Source organism: Achromobacter sp. 413638 (assembly GCF_043119405.1).
Taxonomy (GTDB): domain Bacteria; phylum Pseudomonadota; class Gammaproteobacteria; order Burkholderiales; family Burkholderiaceae_B; genus Achromobacter.
Map to the genome: position 1 here is coordinate 1 of NZ_JBICCO010000121.1, position 17,529 is coordinate 17,529.

The window sequence follows — 17,529 nt, forward strand, 5'->3', positions numbered from 1 at the left end:
TCCAGGTAGCCGCGCCGCCACTCGCTGGGCGACATGCCCAGCCAGCGGTGAAAGGCGCGGGAAAACGCGCTGATCTCGGAATAACCGAGCAGGAAAGCCAGTTCGGAAATCTGGATCTCGCGATCCTTCAGATAGTTGAGCGCCAGCTCGCGGCGCACCTCCAGCAGCAGCTCCTGATAGGTGCAGCCGTGGTTGCGCAGGCGCCGCTGCAGCGTCCAGTTCGGGATGTTCAGCGCCCGCGCCACATCGTCGAGCGAAGGCTCGCCGTCGGCCAGCTGGCGGCGGATGGCGGCGGCGGCGCGCTCGACCAGCGATTCGCCCGGCATGCCCGCCAGCCCCAGCTGAACCAGGTTGTGCCGCAGCAGCGCCAGCAGATGGGCGTCGGCGCCGGGCATGGGCGCGTCCAGCTGCCGCGTCGGCAGCACGATGGCGTTGCAGGGCTGCGCGAACAGCGCCGGCGCGCCGAAGCTGCGCTCGTGCTCGGGCCAGGACTCCGGACGCGCATGCTCGAACAGCACGGCCTCAGGCGACCAGCGGCTGCCCAGCGCGTGGCGCAGGATGTTGAAGAACATGCCCAGCGACAGCTCGGCGTCCTGGCGTCGCGCGGCGATGCTGCGATCCAGGATCTGATATTCGATGCGGCTCAGCTCAGGCTGGCGCACCACGCGCAGGATGGAACGCTGCTGGTGATGATGGAACAATCCGCCGATGTTCTCGAAGGCCGCACCCACCGTCGGCGAGGCCAGCGCGACATAGCCCAGCAGACCCAGCTGGCCCGGCTCGTACTGCTGTCCGTAACGCAGGCCGAAGTTGCCGTTGCAGGTATCGGCCGCCGCCTGCTCCATGACCCGGCAATATAGGTCGAGTCCGAGGCTGCTGGCGGGCTGCCCCAGCGCCGTGGCGCTCACGCCGGCCAGCCCGAGCACGCGGTCCGGATCGCCGCCCTCGAGCAGGATGAAGCTCACCAGGCCGGTCGCGGCCGCCGAGAGGATGCTCGACGCCTGCGACCGCGCCGCGGGCGTGGCGCGCAAGCGCGGGGACGTGTCACGCATGCTCCAATTCCTCGATTCCGGTAAGGCTGGAGGTCTTCCAATTCCGGCGGATCATCTCCCCGGACGCAGGGGCCGTCAAGCCATCTTCCGGATGTAGTCCGCCCCCAATTCCGCGGTCGCCGCGACCCAGGCGCCGCCCAGGCTGCGGGCCAGATCGGTCTCGCTGTGCGAGCCCATCCAGGCCAGCAATTGCAGGCGGCGCTGCATCAGGAACGTCGGAAACTCATCCCGCTCCGCCTGGGACAGGCTGCCGGCCTGGCAGTAGCCCTCGGCCCAGGCATCCATCAGCCGGTCCCGGTCGGCGCGGTGCTCGATGAAGCTGAGCGTCGAAGCCATATCATGCAGAAACCAGCCCAGGCCGCAATCATCGAAATCGATAACATGGGTGCGCTCGCCATCCACCAGCAGATTGGCGCTGCGCAGGTCGGCATGGATCAGGCCGAAGCGCTCCGGCCCTGTGCCGAAGGCATCGAGCCGTTGACCCAGCAATCGCTCGGTGAGGCGCAGGGTCTCGCGCTGTGCCGGCGTCAGGCCCGGCGCGCGTTCCCACTGTCCCCAATGCGCGGCCGGGCCCACCGTGCCGGCGTGGTCCCAGACCATGCGCTCGAAATGGCCGGGACGCCGCCAGGCGCGCGACTGCGCGTGCATGCGGGCGCTGAGCCAGCCCAGGTGGCGCTGCGAGGCGTCCAGCTTGTCCGGATCGGGAAAACCGCCGTCGATCCAGCGGAACAGCGCTACATAACGCGTGCCCGCCGGCTCGCGCGTGACGCGCTGCAGCACCGTGCCGTCCAGCGCGGGCAAGGCTTGCGGCGTGCCGATGCCGGCCTCGTTCAGCGCGCGCATCCAGTCCAGCTCGGTCTGAATGGCGTTGCGCGTCTGGTAATTCGGGCGGTGAATCCGCATCGCGGCCTTGAATCCGGCGTGCCGGTCCTCGATCCGGAACACCGTGTTCTCGGAATGGCTGAGCAGGCCGATGTCGGCGCGCGTGTCCACGCCGTATAACGGCAGCGCGCTGCGCGCCAGGTCGGACAGCTGATCGATGTATCGCCGGTAGGCGGCGTCGTTGCGTTCTGCCATGGGGGGCTCCGGGCTGGGCTGCGTGGTGGCCCCATCTTCAGCCGGGCCGGCCGCCGGTCGTTAGGCCGTGGCGCGCAGAACTTTGACCGCGGACGGCAAGGCGGCTCAGGATCAACCCGGAGACCGCGACGATCGCCATGGCCGCGCCCCATGGCCGCTCAGGGTAGACCCTAGGCGTCGCGCCCGATCAAGCAACTGTCCCGGCAGGTCAAGCGCGCGCGGCGGCGCCGGCGCAAGATGGGGCTCCATCCAACCAGGAGCCCGCCATGTTTGCTTCCATCCAAGGAAAAGTCGCCGTGGTGACCGGCGCCAGCCGGGGCATCGGCAAGGGCATCGCCGAAGTCCTGGCCGAACAGGGCGTCCGCGTGGCCGTGATGGCGCGCTCGCGCGACGCGGCCCAGGCCTGCGCCGACGCACTGGTCGCCGCCGGCGGCCAGGCGCGTGGCTATGCCGCGGACGTCGGCGACCGCACCTCGATGGACGCCGCCGCGCGCGCCGTGGCGCGGGACCATGGCGGCATCGACATCGTCTGCGCCAACGCCGGCATCTTCCCCAGCGCGTCGCTGGAAGAGATCGACGGGCCGGCCTGGGACCTGGTGCTGAACACCAATGCGCGCGGCGCGCTCTACACCGTGCAGGCCTGTCTGCCCTGGCTGAAGCAGGCCGAGGCAGGCCGCGTGATCCTGACCTCGTCGATCACCGGCCCCGTCACCGGCTATCCGGGCTGGGCGCACTACGCGGCCAGCAAGGCGGCGCAGCTGGGTTTCATGCGCACCGCCGCGCTGGAACTGGCGCGCCACGGCATCACGATCAACGCGGTCCTGCCCGGCAACGTGCTCACCGAGGGGCTGAACGAGATGGGCCCGGACTACCTGGAACAGATGACGCGCTCGGTGCCGCTGCGGCGTCTGGGCAGCGTGCGCGACATCGGCTGGGCGGCGCTGTTCCTGGCCTCGCGCGAGGCCGGCTTCATCACCGGGCAGACGCTGGTGATCGATGGCGGCCAGACCCTGCCCGAAAGCATGGCGGCGCTGTAGCCCGCCGCCCGTGCCAGGCCCGGAGGCCGCTCATCGCCCCTGGCGCCCTTCCCATCCGCATCCGCACGGAGCTCCCATGCCGCCCACCCTGGATCCGGCGTCCGCCGACGCCGAGCACGATGTCTCGAAGTACGGTTATGTGCAGGAGCTGGACCGCAGCATGAACGTCTGGCAGCTCACCGCGTTCGGCCTGAACTACATGGTGCCGATCGCGCCGGCGATCATCTTCGGCATCCTGCTCAAGCTGTCCGGCGGCACCGTCGCCCTGCCCTACCTGCTGGCCGGCGTGGCCATGCTGTTCACCGCCTTCAGCTATGCGGTGATGGTGCGCAATTTCCCGCTGGCCGGCTCGGTCTACAACTACGTCGGCCGGGGCTGCAATCCGTACTTCGGCTTCCTGTCCGGCTGGGTGCTGACGCTGGACTACATCCTCATCCCCACCGTCACCGCGTCCAGCTCCGCCTATTTTGCGCAGCAGTATCTCCCTGGGGTGCCCTACTGGGTGCTGCTGGGCGTGTTCTCCGTCGGCACCGGCATGGTCAACCTGTTCGGCGTGCAGCTCATGTCCCGGCTCGGACTGGGGCTGCTGGTGTTCGGCGAACTGGTGGTCTGGTCCTCCATCGTGGTGTGGGGCCGCGCGGTGGCCGTGGACGGCGCCGGCGTGGGCACGATGCTGAGCACGCAACCGTTCCAGTTCGACAGCGTCTCCAGCCTGGCGGCCGCCACCTCGCTGGCCATCTTCAGCTTCCTGGGCTTTGACGCCATCACCACGCTGGCCGAGGAAACCCGCCGGCCCAAGCGCGACATTCCCCGCGCCATCTACTGGTGCGTGGGCATCGGCACGCTGACGATGTTCGCCTGCGGCTACGTGGCCATGCTGGCCATCCCCGACTGGCGCCAGCACATCGGCGACGAGGCCTGGCTCAACACCACGCTGTTCCAGGTGTCGCGCGCCACTGGCGGCGAAGCCTTCAGCGTGTTCTTCACGGTCGGCTACCTTACCGCGCTGGGCGTGTTCAACGTGGTCGCCACCGCCGCCGGAGCCCGCCTGCTGTTCGGCATGGGCCGGGACGAGCTGCTGCCGCGCGCGGTCTTCGCCCGCGTCAACCGGCGCTGGCGCACACCACACTGGAGCATCCTGCTGATCTGCGCCATCGAGTTCGCGCTCGGCAACTTCGCCAACATGGAAACGCTGTCCAATCTGGTCAACTACGGCGCGATGTTCGCCTTCGCCGCGCTCAACATCTCGGTCGTCTGGCTGTACTACGTGCGCGGCGGCGGCGAGCTGGCCGACGGCAGCCGCCTCCGGCCTCGCGGCGCGCAGCACCTGCGCTACCTGCTGCTGCCCGCCGTCGGGCTGGCCATCATCCTCTACGTGTGGGCGCACATGGACACGCTGGCCCAGATCCTCGGCACCGTCTGGCTGGCCGCCGGCATCGCCTACCTGCTGGCCAAGACGCGCGTCTTCCAGCGGCTGCCTCCGGCGCTCGACCTGTGAACCCCCCGCTCTTCTTCCCCGCTGCTTTCCCTCATTGTGGAGACCTGGCATGTCCGCTGACAGCATGCTCGCGCTGAACACCTACGACCCCGCCTCGGCGGCCGTCGCCGACCCGACCATCCGAGGCCTGATCGAACGCCGCCAGCGGATCTTCGGCGCCGCGGTGCCGCTGTTCTATGAAGATCCGGTCCACATCACGCGCGCCGAGGGCGTCTGGCTGTACGACCATGAAGGCCGCGCCTACCTGGACGCCTACAACAACGTGCCCTCGGTCGGACACTGCCATCCGCGCGTCGTCGACGCCGTGGCGCGCCAGGCCGCGCAGTTGAACACGCACACGCGCTACCTGTCCGAGGTGGTCTACGCCTATGCCGAAAGGCTGCTGGCGACCTTTCCCGAGGCCCTGTCCAACCTGCTCTTCACCAGCAGCGGCACCGAAAGCGTGGACCTGGCCCTGCGCATGGCGCGCTATCACACGGGCGGCGCCGGCTTCATCGTGACGCGCTTCGCCTATCACGGCCATTCCACCGCCGTGGCCGAGATCACGCCCGCCTTCGGCCCCGGCGTGCCGCTGGGCGTCCATGTGCGCACGGTGCCCGCGCCCCCGCCGGGTCGAAGCGGCGAGGACGTATCCCAGTCCTTCGCCGCCGGCATCGAGCAGGCCATCGCCGACCTGCGCCGGCACGGCATCCGCTTCGCCGGCGCGATCTTCGATTCGATCTTTTCCAGCGACGGGCTGTACGCCGACCCGCCCGGCTTCCTGCGCGCGGCGGCCGAGACCGTGCGGCGCCATGGCGGCGTCTACATCGCCGACGAGGTGCAGCCAGGCTTCGGCCGCACCGGCGCCGGCATGTGGGGCTTCAGTCGCCACGGCATCACGCCCGACCTGGTGGTGATGGGCAAGCCCATGGGCAACGGCATGCCGATAGCGGCCGTGGTCGCGCGGCCCGAGCTGATGGCCTCGTTCTCCGAGCGCTCGGGCTACTTCAACACCTTCGGCGGCAACACGGTCTGCTGCGCCGCCGCCTCGGCGGTGCTGGACGTGCTCCGCGACGAGCGGCTGATCGAGCGTTCCGCCCAGGTCGGCCAGTATTTGAAGGACGGCTTCGAACGCCTGCAACGCGCCGACGCGCGCATCGGCGACGTGCGCGGCGCGGGCCTGTACCTGGGCGTCGAGATCGTCGACCAGGCGGGCGCGCCCGACACGCGCGAGGCGCTGCGCCTGGTGAACGGCCTGCGCCAGCGCCGCATCCTGGTCAGCACCTGCGCCGCCGCCGGCAATGTGCTGAAGATCCGTCCGCCCCTGCCGTTCTCGACCGAGCATTGCGACCTGCTGCTGGACGCGGCCGGACAACTGCTGGCCGCCGGCTGACCCCTCACGCAACGACGCCGGGCGGCCAGACGCCCGGACGCAGACACCAGGAGATCGGACATGAAGCACGCCACCGCCCGCGACAGCGGCCCCGATGCAGCCCCGGCCTCGCCCGCCGGAGCCGCGCAGGAACTGATCGCGCCAGCACCCCGTGTCGCGGCCGCCGCCAACATCGCCGGCATGGACGCCTACCGGGCGCTGGTCGACGAGGCCGAACGGGACAACGCGGGATTCTGGGCGCGCCTGGCGCGCGAGACGCTGGCTTGGCGCAAGCCGTTCACCCAGGTGCTGGACGATTCTCATGCGCCCTTTTACCGCTGGTTCGGCGACGGCCGGCTCAATGCGTCCTTCAATTGCCTGGACCGGCACGTCGCCAGCGGGCTGGGCGAGCGCACCGCCATTGTCTTCGAAGCCGACGACGGCGCGGTGACACCGATCAGCTACCGCGCCCTGCTGGCGCGCGTCTGCCAACTGGCCAACGCCATGAAGGCCTGCGGCATCCAGCGCGGCGACCGGGTGGCGATCTACCTGCCCATGTCGGTCGAGGCCATCGTCGCCATGCAGGCCTGCAATCGGATCGGCGCGATCCACTCGGTGGTCTTCGGCGGCTTCTCGGCCAAGTCGCTGAACGAACGCATCGTCGACATCGGCGCCCGCCTGCTGATCACCGCGGACGAGCAGGTGCGCGGCGGCAAGACGCTGCCGCTCAAGCGCATCGCCGACGAAGCGCTGGCCATGGGCGGCTGCGACGGCGTGCGCCGCGTGTTCGTGTACCGTCGCACCGGCGCCGGGATCGACTGGGACGCGGCGCGCGACGCCTGGCTGCACGAAGCCGCCGGCGCCCAGCCCGAACACTGCGAGCCCGAATGGGTGGACGCGGAGCATCCGCTGTTCGTGCTCTACACCTCCGGCTCCACCGGCAAGCCCAAGGGCGTGCAGCACGCCACGGCCGGCTATCTGCTGTGGGCCGCGCAGACCTTGCGCTGGACCTTCGACCTGAAGCCCGAGGACGTATTCTGGTGCACCGCCGACATCGGCTGGATCACCGGCCACACCTACGTCGCCTACGCCCCGCTGCTCTGCGGCACGACCCAGCTCGTCTATGAAGGCCTGCCCACGCACCCCGATCCGGGCCGCTTCTGGCGCATGATCGACCGGCACCGGGTGTCCATCTTCTACACCGCGCCGACCGCGATCCGCGCGCTGATCAAGGGCGCGCACGAACATCCGCACGCGCATCCCCGGCACTACGGGCTGGACACCTTGCGCGTGCTCGGCACGGCCGGCGAGCCCATCAACCCGACGGTCTGGCGCTGGTATCACGAGGAAGTCGGCAAGGGCCGCTGCGCGGTCGTCGACACCTGGTGGCAGACCGAGACCGGCGGCCCGCTGATCGCTCCGCTGCCCGGCGCCACCCCGCTCGCGCCCGGATCCTGCACGCTGCCCCTGCCCGGCATCGGCGCGCGCATCGTCGACGAGACCGGCCGCGAAACGCCGGACGGGCAAGGCGGCTCGCTGGTGTTCACGCGCCCCTGGCCCGCCATGCTGCGCACCCTCTGGGGCGACGACGCGCGTTTCCTGCAGACTTATTTCCCAGCCGAGCTGGGCGGCAAGACCTACCTGGCCGGCGACGGCGCCCTGCGCGACCCGGCCACCGGCTACTACACGATCACGGGCCGGATCGACGACGTGCTGAACGTATCCGGGCACCGCCTGGGCACCATGGCGGTCGAGTCGGCGCTGGTCGCGCACCCGGAAGTGGCCGAGGCCGCCGTGGTCGGCCGCCACGACGCGCTGACCGGCGAGGCCATCGTCGCCTTCGTCGTGCCCAAGGGCGGCCCGCCCGACGACGCGGCCGCCGCGCGGATCTCCGCCGAGCTGCGCGCCTGGATCGCGCGCGAGATCGGACCCATCGCCAAGCCCAGGGAGATCCGCTACGCCGGCAGCCTGCCCAAGACGCGCTCCGGCAAGATCATGCGCCGCCTGCTGCGCGCGATCGCCAACGACGATCCGATCACGCAGGACATTTCCACGCTGGAGAATCCGGCGGCGATCGAGCAGCTCAGGAGGGTCGGATAGAGGCGCGTCAGTAAATAGAGACGCGTCAGGAAAGTTCGTCCGGTCCCGGCAAGTCTGCCAGCAGCGCCGGCAACGCCGTCCGCACGGTTTCCCAGACTACATCCAGATTGATATCGAAATAACCGTGCGCGACACGGTTGCGCATCCCACGCATGCTGCGCCAAGGCACATCCGGCTGGGCCAGGACGAAATCGGCGTGACGGTCCATGATTTTCGTGGCCGCCTCGCCAATGATGACCAGGCTCATGATGACGGCTTGCTGGGTGCGTCTGTCCGCAAGGAAATCGCTCTTGGTCATTCCCTGTACGAAACTACGGGCGTCGACCGCAGCCTGGCGGATATGGTCCAGGTAGTCGGACAGGCGATTCACGCTCATACCGGCCGCGCTTCCGCAAGCACCTGTTCGCGGAATGCCGCAGGCAAATCCGCCGGTGTCAGCAGATCGACGTGGATGCCGAGCAACATCTCCAGCTCATCCTGCAGGCCGCCCAGGTCAAACAGCGTGGCGCCGGGCAACGCGTCGACCAGTAAATCCAGATCGCTGCCTTCCTGGTCGGTGCCGTACAACGCCGAGCCGAAGACGCGCACGTTCTCGGTGCGGTAGCGGCTTGCCGCCTCGCGTACCGCGCTTCGCTTCAAATCGAGCACTAGGGATGGTCGCATGGTCTGTTACTCGTCGGATTCCTAGGGATCATAGGCAATCGGCCATCCAGATTCAATCGCATCAGGTTACGTCTGACCGACGCCATATGCTGTATATTTATACAGTAATAAACAGCAACCCGCCGCGCCCCTCGGCCACCCCGCCATGCAGTCCCCCGAACGCATCCATCCCGCCTTGTGGCGCGCCACCCAGCTGGCGCGCGGGGCGGCGCGCTGCCTGCCGACCGGACATGCGGCGCTGTCGGCCGAGCTGCCGGATGGCGGTTGGCCGATGGGCAGCCTGGTCGAGCTGCTGTCTCCGCATCCCGGCGTGGGCGAGATCCGCCTGCTGCGCCCGGCCCTGTCCCAGCTGGAGACGCGGCGTCCGATCGCGCTGGTGCAGCCGCCGCACGCGCCCAATATCGTCAGCTGGATGAGCTGGCGGCTGGATCCCCGGCAGTTGCTCTGGGTCTGCCCTGAAAAACCGGCAGACGCGCTCTGGGCCGCCGAGCAGATCCTCAGGAACGGCAGCTGCGGCGCCCTGCTCTGCTGGCTGCCCCAGGTCCGCCCCGAATCGCTGCGCCGGCTGCATCTGGCGGCCCAGGCCAGCGACCTGCTGTTCGTCGCCCTGCGTCCGTCCGCCGCCGCCGCCCACGCCACGCCCGCCCCCTTGCGGCTGGCGCTGGCGCCCGCGCCGGGCGGACTGTCCGTCCATATCCTCAAGCGCCGGGGGCCTGCCTGCGATACGCCGCTGCACGTGGGCCTGGAGCCCGGCGCCTTCGAAACACCCGCCCGCCATGCGCCTCTGGATCGCCGCCTGCCTGCGCTGCCTGCCGCTGGACGCCATACGCCCGCACTGGCCTGACGACGCCCAGGCGTACGCCGTGCTGGAGCAGGAGCGCGTGATCGCCCTGACCCCGGCCGCGCGCCTTGCGGGCGTGCGGCTGGACATGCGGCGCGCCGGCGCCGCCGCCATCGCGCCCCAGGTCGAGCTGCTGCCGCGCAGTCCGCAGGCCGAGGCCGACGCGCTGCAGGGCGCGGCGCTGGCCCTGCTGCAATACACGCCCGAGGTCGCGCTGGCCGACGAGGCCACCGTGCTGCTGGGCGTGGGCGCCAGCCTGCAATTCTTCCGTGGCCCGCGCGCACTGGCGCGCCGGGTCGCCGCCACGTTGCGGGCGCTGGACTTGCGGGTGTCGCTGGGCATGGCGCCCACCGCCGCCGGCGCCTGGCTGCTGGCGCAGCGCCGCGAACGGCGCGCCTGCCGGCGGGTGCTGACCCTGCCCACGCTCGTTCGCAGGCTCGACGCGCTGCCGCTGGCCCTGCTGCCCCCGGCGCGGCCGCGCCTGGACTGGCTGCAGGACATCGGCTGCGCCACGCTGGGCGACCTGCGCGCCCTGCCGCGCGCCGGCCTGCAGCGGCGCAGCGCGCCCGAACTGCTGGCGGCGCTGGACGCCGCCTATGGTCTGGCGCCCGAGCCGCAGCGCTGGATCGAGCCGCCGGCGCGCTTCGCCCGCCGCATCGAGCTGATGGAATACCTGGAGCACACCGACGCGGTGCTGGCCGTGGCCCGACGGCTGGCCGAACAGCTGGGCGGCTGGCTGGCCGCGAGCCAGCTGGCGGTGCGCAAGATCACGCTCAGCCTGGAGCACGAGCGCGGCCGCCGCGCGCGCCCGCCCACCGAGCTGGAACTGGCGCTGTCGCAACCAGCCTGGCAGCCGGCGCAGATCCTCGGCCTGCTGCGCGAGAAGCTGGGCCGCATGACGCTGACCGACCCGGTCATCGCCGTGGCCCTGTTGGCGCCCGAGACCGTGGCCCAGCCCGCCGCCAGCGCCACGCTGTTTCCCGAACCCGGCGGCACCGCCGAGGACCAGGCGCGGCTGCTGGACCTGCTCAGCGCACGGCTGGGCCGCGAACGCGTGCGCCGCGCCCGGCCCCAGGCCGATCACAGGCCCGAGGCCGCCAATGCCTGGGGCGACGCGCTGCAAGCGCCCGCCGGCGCCGAGCCGCTGCCGGCGCTGCTGGACCGTCCCTTCTGGCTGCTGGATCCGCCGCAGCCGCTGCGCCTGGCCGGCGACCGCCCGCAGTATCGGGGCCAGGCGCTGCGGCTGATGCGCGGTCCCGAGCGCATCGAGAGCGGCTGGTGGGATCCGCAGCTGACCGTGCGCGACTACTTCGTCGCCGAGGACGAAGCCGCCGCGCGCTACTGGATCTACCGCGAGCGCGACGCCGAGCACGCGCGCTGGTTCCTGCACGGGCTGTACGCCTGACGCCGGCCCGCCGTTCTGCCCCCTGCATCCGTCCCATGCGCCCGACCGACGATCCCGCCGACGCCCCGGAACTCCTGGCCCTGCTGCCCGGCTACGCCGAGCTGCACTGCCAGAGCAATTTCTCGTTCCTGCAAGGCGCCTCGCATCCGGAAGAGCTGGCCGCCCGCGCCGCCGAGCTGGGCTATGCAGCCCTGGCCATCACCGACGAGTGCAGCCTGGCCGGCGTGGTGCGCGCGCACATGGAGGCAAAGAAGCTCAACCTGCCGCTGCTCATCGGCGCCTGCTTCCAGCTGCGCGCCGCGCCCGACGCGGCGCCGCTGGGCCTGACCCTGCTGGCGCAGACGCGCGAGGGCTACGGCAACCTGTCCGAGCTGATCACGCTGGCGCGCTCGCGCGCGCCCAAGGGCGAGTACCGGCTGGCGCCCGAGGACTTCACCGATCCGCCGCCCGGCTGCGCGCACCTGCGCGGCCTGCCCGAATGCCTGGCCATCCTGACGCCCGAGTACGGCGCCGACGCCGCCCGCGTCGCCGAGCAGGCGCGCTGGCTGGCGCGCGTGTTCCCGCGCCGCGCCTGGGTCGGGCTGACCCTGCTGCACCGTTCCCGCGAGGATCTGCACCGCGACGCCACCGTGGCGGCCGCGCGGGAAGCCGGGCTGCCGCTGGTGGCGCTGGGCCAGGTCCAGATGCACCTGCGCTCGCGCCAGCCGCTGCACGACACGCTGGCCGGCATCCGCAGCCACCAGCCGGTGTCGCGCTGCGGCTACGCGCTAGCCGGCAACGCCGAGCGCCACCTGCGCACGCGCATGCGGCTGGCCAGCCTGTACCCGCCCGAGGCGCTGGCGCAGACGCTGGCGGTGGCGCGGCGCTGCGGCTTCTCGCTGGACGAGCTGCGCTACGAGTATCCGGACGAGATCGTGCCACCGGGCCACACGCCCGCCACCTACCTGCGCCAGGAGACGCAGGCCGGCGCCGCGCGCCGCTTCCCGCAGGGCGTGCCCGAGGCGATCGCCACCCAGATCGAGAAAGAGCTGGGCCTGATCCGCGACCTGCAATACGAGGCGTATTTCCTGACCGTCTACGACATCGTCCAGTTCGCGCGCGGCCAGGGCATCCTGTGCCAGGGTCGGGGCTCGGCCGCCAACTCGGCCGTCTGCTACTGCCTGGGCATCACCGAGGTCGACCCGATACGCGGCCACGCGCTGTTCGAGCGCTTCATCAGCAAGGAGCGCAACGAACCGCCCGACATCGACGTGGACTTCGAGCACCAGCGCCGCGAGGAAGTGATCCAGTACATCTACGACAAGTATGGCCGCGACCGCGCCGCGCTGACCGCGGTGGTCATCTCTTATCGACCGCGCAGCGTGCTGCGCGACACCGGCCGCGCGCTTGGCGTGGACAACGGCGTGATCGACGCGGTGGCGCGCGCGCACCAGTGGTGGGACGGCAAGAAGGAAATGCTGCGCACGCTGGGCGCCTGCGGGCTGGACCCGGACTCGCGCGTGGCGCGGCAATGGGCCTGGCTGGCGCAGACGCTGATGGGCTTTCCGCGCCACCTGTCGCAGCACCCGGGCGGCTTCGTGATCTCGCGCGGCAAGCTCTCGCGCCTGGTGCCGATCGAGAACGCCGCCATGCCCGACCGCAGCGTGGTGCAGTGGGACAAGGACGACCTGGACGCGCTCAAGCTGCTGAAGGTCGACGTGCTGGCGCTGGGCATGCTGTCGGCGCTGCGCCGCACGCTGGAGCTGGCCGGCCAGCGTCGCGGCGCGCCGCTGCGGCTGCAGGACATCCCGCCAGGCGACGATCCGACCTACGACATGATCTGCGACGCCGACACCATCGGCGTGTTCCAGATCGAGTCGCGCGCGCAGATGAGCATGCTGCCCCGGCTGCGGCCGCGCAAGTATTACGACCTGGTGGTGCAGGTGGCCATCGTGCGGCCGGGGCCGATCCAGGGCGGCATGGTGCATCCCTACCTGCGCCGACGCCAGGGCAAGGAAGACGAAACCTATCCCAGCGAAAAGGTGCGCAACGTGCTCTCGCGCACCATGGGCGTGCCGATCTTCCAGGAACAGGTCATGCAGATCGCCGTGGTGGCGGCCGGCTTCACGCCCGGCGACGCCGACCAGTTGCGCCGCTCCATGGCCGCCTGGAAGCGCAAGGGCGGCGTCGACAAATACCGCGTCAAGCTGGTCGGCGGCCTGCTGGCCCACGGCTACACGCTGGACTTCGCCGAAGCGCTGTTCCGCCAGATCGAGGGCTTCGGCGAATACGGCTTTCCCGAAAGCCACGCCGCCAGCTTCGCGCTGCTGGCCTACGCCAGCTCCTGGCTCAAGCGCCACGAGCCCGAGGCCTTCCTGGCCGCCCTGCTCAATTCCCAGCCCATGGGTTTCTACGCGCCGGCCCAGTTGGTGCAGGACGCCCGTCGCCATGGCGTGCGCGTGCTGCCGCCCGACGTGATGCACAGCGGCTGGGACTCGGCGCTGGAAACGCCGCCGCCCGAGGCTCTCGCCACCCCGCGCCGGGCCCATCCCCACGCGCCGCCCGCCGGCGAGCCGCGCCCCGCCGTGCGCCTGGGCCTGAGCCTGGTTCAGGGCCTGCGCGAGGAAGCCGCCCGGCGCATCGAGGCCGCGCGCGCGCAGGCGCCCTATGCCGACACCGGCGACCTGGCGCGCCGCGCCGCGCTCACGCGGCACGAACTGAACGCGCTGGCCGCCGGCGACGCGCTGCGCACACTGGCCGGCCACCGCCGCCAGGCCAGCTGGGAAGCCGCCGCCAGCGCCAGCAGCCGCGACCTGCTCAGGCACGCCGCCATCCATGACGTCCAGGCCCCGGCGCTAAGCGCGCCGGACGAAGGTCAATCGGTGGCCGCCGACTACCGCAGCGTCGGGCTGACCCTGCGCAGCCATCCGGTGGCCCTGCTGCGCCCGCAACTGGCCGCGCGCAACTTCCAGCCCGCCGCCGTGCTCAACACCTATCCGCACCGGCGCGTGGCGCGCGCCTGCGGCATCGTCACCGTGCGGCAACGGCCGCAGACCGCCAAGGGCGTGATCTTCGTGACGCTGGAGGACGAGACCGGCCCGGTCAACGTGGTGGTGCGCACCGAGCTGATCGAGCGCCAGCGCCGCGAGCTGCTCGGCTCCAGCCTGCTGGGCGTCTATGGCGCCTGGCAGAACGTGGACGGCGTGCGCCACCTGATCGCGCAGCGGCTGGTGGATATGTCCGATCTGCTGGGCGGACTGAGCACGCAGAGCCGGAACTTCCATTGAGGCGGCCCGTCTCTGTCTGGTCTATCATGTTTTCTCGCGCGGACCCGACATGCATCCCGGTCCGCGCGGCATTTTCGCGTAGTTCATGTAGTAGCAAGGAGCCCTCTATGATCCGCAAGCTGATTCCCGTCCTGCTGGCCGCCACGCTGAGCGCCTGCGCCAACACCGGCGCGCCCCGCTCCTCGTCCAGCCCGTCCTCGGATACCAGCTCCAGCGCGCCCGCCGCCAGCAGCGGAACCTCGTCAGGATCCAGCTACAGCCCGATGGCCAGCGGCCCGTCCGGCAAGACCTGCGACGCCAGCGCCCTGCAATCCGAGATCGGCAAGAAAGCCACCCCTGCCGTGCTGGAAGACCTGCGCTCGCGCAGCGGCAGCCAGACCGCCCGCATGCTGCGGCCCGGCCAGCTGGTCACGATGGAATACAACGACACCCGGTTGAACCTGATCGTCGATGACAAGGATGTGATGACGGCGATCCGTTGCGGGTGAGATGCCGGGGATGGTCATGCCGGGGAACAGCTGTTACTCGGCATGGTTGAAACTGCCTGTTCGGCAGCGTACGCGGCCTCATCGGCTACAGCGTCGTGCCGATGATTTTCTAAGCTGCCTACTCGGCAGAGAACCGCTGCCGCAAGATGTCGTAGCGAAGCAGATTTTTCTAAGCTGCCTACTCGGCAGAGAACGCTGGAAACGGCCGAGGTGGTGGAATTCGAGATTTTCTAAGCTGCCTACTCGGCAGAGAACGGCGGCGCGCAGCTCTTTAGTGTGGTCGTGATTTTCTAAGCTGCCTACTCGGCAGAGAACTCCTGCGCCAATTGACCGAGGAATCGCGCCTTTTTCTAAGCTGCCTACTCGGCAGAGAACTGCAACAGGCCGCTGGTCTGCTCGCGCTCACTTTTCTAAGCTGCCTACTCGGCAGAGAACTGGTTGTCGATGTAGACCCATAGTGGCGAGTTTTTCTAAGCTGCCTACTCGGCAGAGAACGGGAACGCCTGATAGATGAGCCCGGGCGGTTCTTTCTAAGCTGCCTACTCGGCAGAGAACTGTGCCTAAATCCACACAGCCATTTGATTTCAAAGAAAAAACAACGCCTCACGCATTAAACACCCAAATCCCAAGCTCATTTACAAGCCATTGATTCCATTGGCATTTAATCAGCCGTCAAAAAAAGGGTTCCGCGCAGCGGCCTCCCTCCCCCTGGAATCCCCACCCCGCTCAATCATCCCCACCACCCGCCTTGCGCGCCTCGGACAGCGCCACCGTCAGGTTCGCCACCTTCTTCTTCAACTGATCGCGCTCCTCGGTCACGCGCGCCAGCACCGCGCGCAGGCGCGTGACTTCGGCGGGCAGATCCTCGATCTCTTCCACCGGCACCTCGGGCGGCGCCTCGCGCGGCGGCGGGGCCTTGGCCTGGCGGGCTTCGCGGGCGGCCTCGCGCAGTTCCTTGCGTCCGGCCGTGGCCGCGGCGGCCTGGCGTTCCTGCGGCAGCGAGGCCACGGCGGCGGCCGCGTTGATGGAGATCTCGCCGGCCTTGACGGCCCGCACCAGTTCCGGCGCGGCTTCCTTCTGGATCTTCTCGATCTGGCCCAGCGTGCTGCTACTGATGCGCGCCGCGCGCGCCAGCGCCTGGCGCGACAGCTCGGCGCGGCCCTGGGCCTGGGACATCACGACGGGCTTGGGACCCGCGCCGTCACCCTCGGCGTAACCGCCGGCATGGCTCGCGACGGTCGGCACGGACTCATCGCCTTCCGCCCGCACGCCCTCGTCCCAGGGCGGCGTGCTGCGCGATTGCAGGATCTCGCGCTTGCGCAGCGCCAGCACGCCGCGCTGGAAGTCCGACACGCTGCGCCGGCCCAAGTGGTTCTCGATCATCCAGAGATACACGTCCTCGATGGACTTGAAGCTGGTGTTCTGGCGCGTCTCGAACGGAATATTGTGTTTCCTGCACAGCGCGTAGCGGTTGTGCCCGTCGATCAGCAGGTCGCCCCACAGCACCAGCGCGTCCCGGCAGCCTTCGGCCAGCAGGCTGCGTTCCAGCGCGGCGGACTCGTCTTCGGTCAAGGGGTCGATATAGGCCCGCAGGCCCTCGTCAATTCTGATTTCCATAACATCCAAGAAAAATTTCAGCTCGCGTCCCGCAGCGCCTGCCGCACGGCGGCCAGGCGCGCCACGGGGTCGGACAGCGCCAGCAGCCGGGCCTGCTCGGCCGCCGGCAGCGGCAGCAGCTCGCACCAGCGGTCGGCCACCCAGCCGCAGTCGTCCAGCCGGAACGGCGGCGCCAGCGGCATGTGCTCGGCCGGCACGCCCTCGCGCTGCCAGCCCGCGATCAGCCTGCCCAGCGCGTCGGCGCAATCCTGCAGGTCCGCCGGCACCTCGGCCGGCGGGTCGTCGGCGATGGCCTCGGCCTCGCCCATCCAAAGCCCGTATTTTGCCAGCTGGCTGGCATGCAGCCGGAATCGGCCCGCGCCCACGCAGCGCAGCGCCAGCAGCGCGGGCATCGGCGCGTCCCAGGATTCGATGCGCGCCATCGTGCCCACCGGCGCCAGCGTCTCCTGGCCCTCGGGGCTGCGGACCTCGTTGCCCGACAGCAGCGCCACCACGCCAAAGCCGGTGCCGTCGGCGATGCAGCGGCGCACCATGTCCAGGTAGCGCACCTCGAACACGCGCAAGTGCAGCACGCCGCCCGGAAACAGCGCGCGCGATAGCGGAAACAACGGGATCAGCGCCATGACGCCGCCTATTTGACCAGGAAAGCCTCGTCCACCGGCACCTGCATGGACGTGACCAGCGCATTGGTCTGGGCCGCCATGCCGATCACGGCCAGCAGCTCGGCGTGCTGGCCGTCGGTCATGCCCTTGGCCCTGGCCGCCGCCGTATGGGAATGGATGCAGTAGCCGCAGCCATTGGCCGTTGACACGGCGATGTAGATCAGCTCGCGCACCAGCGGCGACAGCTCGCCGTCCGCCATCATGACCTGCTTGAGCTGTTCCCAGACCCGCCGCAGCTGCGGCGGATCGTTAGCCAGGGCGCGCCAGAAGTTGTTGACGAAATCGGATTTGCGCGTGGCGCGGATGTCCTCGAACACCGCCCACGCCTCGGGAATCGCGCGGACTTCCTCGTCCGACAGCAAGCGCACCGTGGCCATGGCCCTTCCTCCCAGTATGGCGATCGGGGGGGGGGCGGGCGGGCGCCCCCCCCAACCCCCCGATGTTAAGATAACGGGCCCCCCCAAAACACCGG

Annotated in this window: 15 protein-coding genes and 1 CRISPR repeat array; of the genes, 8 read left to right on the top strand and 7 right to left on the bottom strand. The window is 70.0% G+C overall.

Features of this window, described 5'->3' with window-relative positions; genetic code table 11:
* Both ACEU5R_RS30075 and ACEU5R_RS30080 read right to left on the bottom strand, forming a co-directional pair.
* Positions 1 to 1,052: AraC family transcriptional regulator (locus tag ACEU5R_RS30075; protein WP_392413455.1), on the bottom strand; the 1,052-nt coding region annotated here is incomplete at its 3' end.
* A 75-nt stretch (positions 1,053 to 1,127) separates the two neighbouring features.
* On the bottom strand, positions 1,128 to 2,129 hold the full coding sequence (locus ACEU5R_RS30080) for a phosphotransferase enzyme family protein (RefSeq protein ID WP_392413457.1): 1,002 nt from the start codon (positions 2,127 to 2,129) through the stop codon (positions 1,128 to 1,130).
* A gap of 266 nt (positions 2,130 to 2,395) precedes the next feature.
* Between ACEU5R_RS30080 and fabG the strand changes: the two genes are divergently transcribed.
* From fabG to acs, 4 genes are all read left to right on the top strand, one after another.
* Entirely contained in the window at positions 2,396 to 3,166 is a 771-nt protein-coding gene (gene fabG, locus ACEU5R_RS30085) for a 3-oxoacyl-ACP reductase FabG (protein ID WP_392413458.1), read from the top strand.
* A 76-nt stretch (positions 3,167 to 3,242) separates the two neighbouring features.
* Positions 3,243 to 4,664 carry an APC family permease gene (locus ACEU5R_RS30090; protein WP_392413460.1) on the top strand — a complete coding sequence of 474 codons (1,422 nt, stop codon included), beginning with the start codon at positions 3,243 to 3,245 and terminating at the stop codon, positions 4,662 to 4,664.
* A gap of 49 nt (positions 4,665 to 4,713) precedes the next feature.
* Positions 4,714 to 6,036 (top strand): aspartate aminotransferase family protein, encoded by a 1,323-nt coding sequence (locus ACEU5R_RS30095; RefSeq protein ID WP_392413462.1) that lies wholly within the window; start codon positions 4,714 to 4,716, stop codon positions 6,034 to 6,036.
* A gap of 180 nt (positions 6,037 to 6,216) precedes the next feature.
* Positions 6,217 to 8,115 (top strand): acetate--CoA ligase, encoded by a 1,899-nt coding sequence (gene acs, locus ACEU5R_RS30100; protein WP_392413472.1) that lies wholly within the window; start codon positions 6,217 to 6,219, stop codon positions 8,113 to 8,115.
* A gap of 25 nt (positions 8,116 to 8,140) precedes the next feature.
* Here acs and ACEU5R_RS30105 read toward each other — a convergent pair whose 3' ends face one another.
* Positions 8,141 to 8,491, bottom strand: coding sequence for a DUF86 domain-containing protein (locus tag ACEU5R_RS30105; protein WP_392413463.1), 351 nt, complete (start codon positions 8,489 to 8,491; stop codon positions 8,141 to 8,143).
* Positions 8,488 to 8,778 carry a nucleotidyltransferase family protein gene (locus tag ACEU5R_RS30110; RefSeq protein ID WP_103274684.1) on the bottom strand — a complete coding sequence of 97 codons (291 nt, stop codon included), beginning with the start codon at positions 8,776 to 8,778 and terminating at the stop codon, positions 8,488 to 8,490. The genes ACEU5R_RS30105 and ACEU5R_RS30110 overlap by 4 nt, the downstream gene beginning before the upstream one ends.
* A gap of 145 nt (positions 8,779 to 8,923) precedes the next feature.
* Here ACEU5R_RS30110 and imuA point away from each other — a divergent pair, with 145 nt between their 5' ends.
* The 4 genes from imuA (at position 8,924) to ACEU5R_RS30130 (ending at position 14,778) form a co-directional block, all read left to right on the top strand.
* Positions 8,924 to 9,622, top strand: coding sequence for a translesion DNA synthesis-associated protein ImuA (gene imuA, locus ACEU5R_RS30115; protein WP_103274685.1), 699 nt, complete (start codon positions 8,924 to 8,926; stop codon positions 9,620 to 9,622).
* The gene (locus tag ACEU5R_RS30120; protein WP_103274686.1) at positions 9,555 to 11,024 is read left to right on the top strand and encodes a DNA polymerase Y family protein; all 1,470 of its coding nucleotides are present in this window, start codon (positions 9,555 to 9,557) and stop codon (positions 11,022 to 11,024) included. The genes imuA and ACEU5R_RS30120 overlap by 68 nt, the downstream gene beginning before the upstream one ends.
* A 35-nt stretch (positions 11,025 to 11,059) precedes the next feature.
* The gene (locus ACEU5R_RS30125) at positions 11,060 to 14,290 is read left to right on the top strand and encodes an error-prone DNA polymerase (protein WP_392413465.1); all 3,231 of its coding nucleotides are present in this window, start codon (positions 11,060 to 11,062) and stop codon (positions 14,288 to 14,290) included.
* A 107-nt stretch (positions 14,291 to 14,397) separates the two neighbouring features.
* Positions 14,398 to 14,778 carry an I78 family peptidase inhibitor gene (locus ACEU5R_RS30130; protein ID WP_392413467.1) on the top strand — a complete coding sequence of 127 codons (381 nt, stop codon included), beginning with the start codon at positions 14,398 to 14,400 and terminating at the stop codon, positions 14,776 to 14,778.
* A gap of 105 nt (positions 14,779 to 14,883) precedes the next feature.
* A CRISPR array of direct repeats spans positions 14,884 to 15,333; the repeat unit is 29 nt; unit sequence TTTTCTAAGCTGCCTACTCGGCAGAGAAC.
* A gap of 171 nt (positions 15,334 to 15,504) precedes the next feature.
* Here ACEU5R_RS30130 and ACEU5R_RS30135 read toward each other — a convergent pair.
* The 3 genes from ACEU5R_RS30135 to ACEU5R_RS30145 are packed head-to-tail and all read right to left on the bottom strand — an operon-like array spanning position 15,505 to position 17,434.
* Positions 15,505 to 16,395: a hypothetical protein gene (locus ACEU5R_RS30135; RefSeq protein WP_392413469.1), complete on the bottom strand. Its 891-nt coding sequence runs from the start codon at positions 16,393 to 16,395 to the stop codon at positions 15,505 to 15,507.
* Between the two features lie 17 nt (positions 16,396 to 16,412).
* A complete protein-coding gene (locus ACEU5R_RS30140; RefSeq protein ID WP_392413471.1) occupies positions 16,413 to 17,018 on the bottom strand; it encodes an LON peptidase substrate-binding domain-containing protein in 606 nt (201 codons plus the stop codon).
* A gap of 8 nt (positions 17,019 to 17,026) precedes the next feature.
* The gene (locus ACEU5R_RS30145; protein ID WP_212315445.1) at positions 17,027 to 17,434 is read right to left on the bottom strand and encodes a carboxymuconolactone decarboxylase family protein; all 408 of its coding nucleotides are present in this window, start codon (positions 17,432 to 17,434) and stop codon (positions 17,027 to 17,029) included.
* Positions 17,435 to 17,529: the final 95 nt, after the last annotated feature.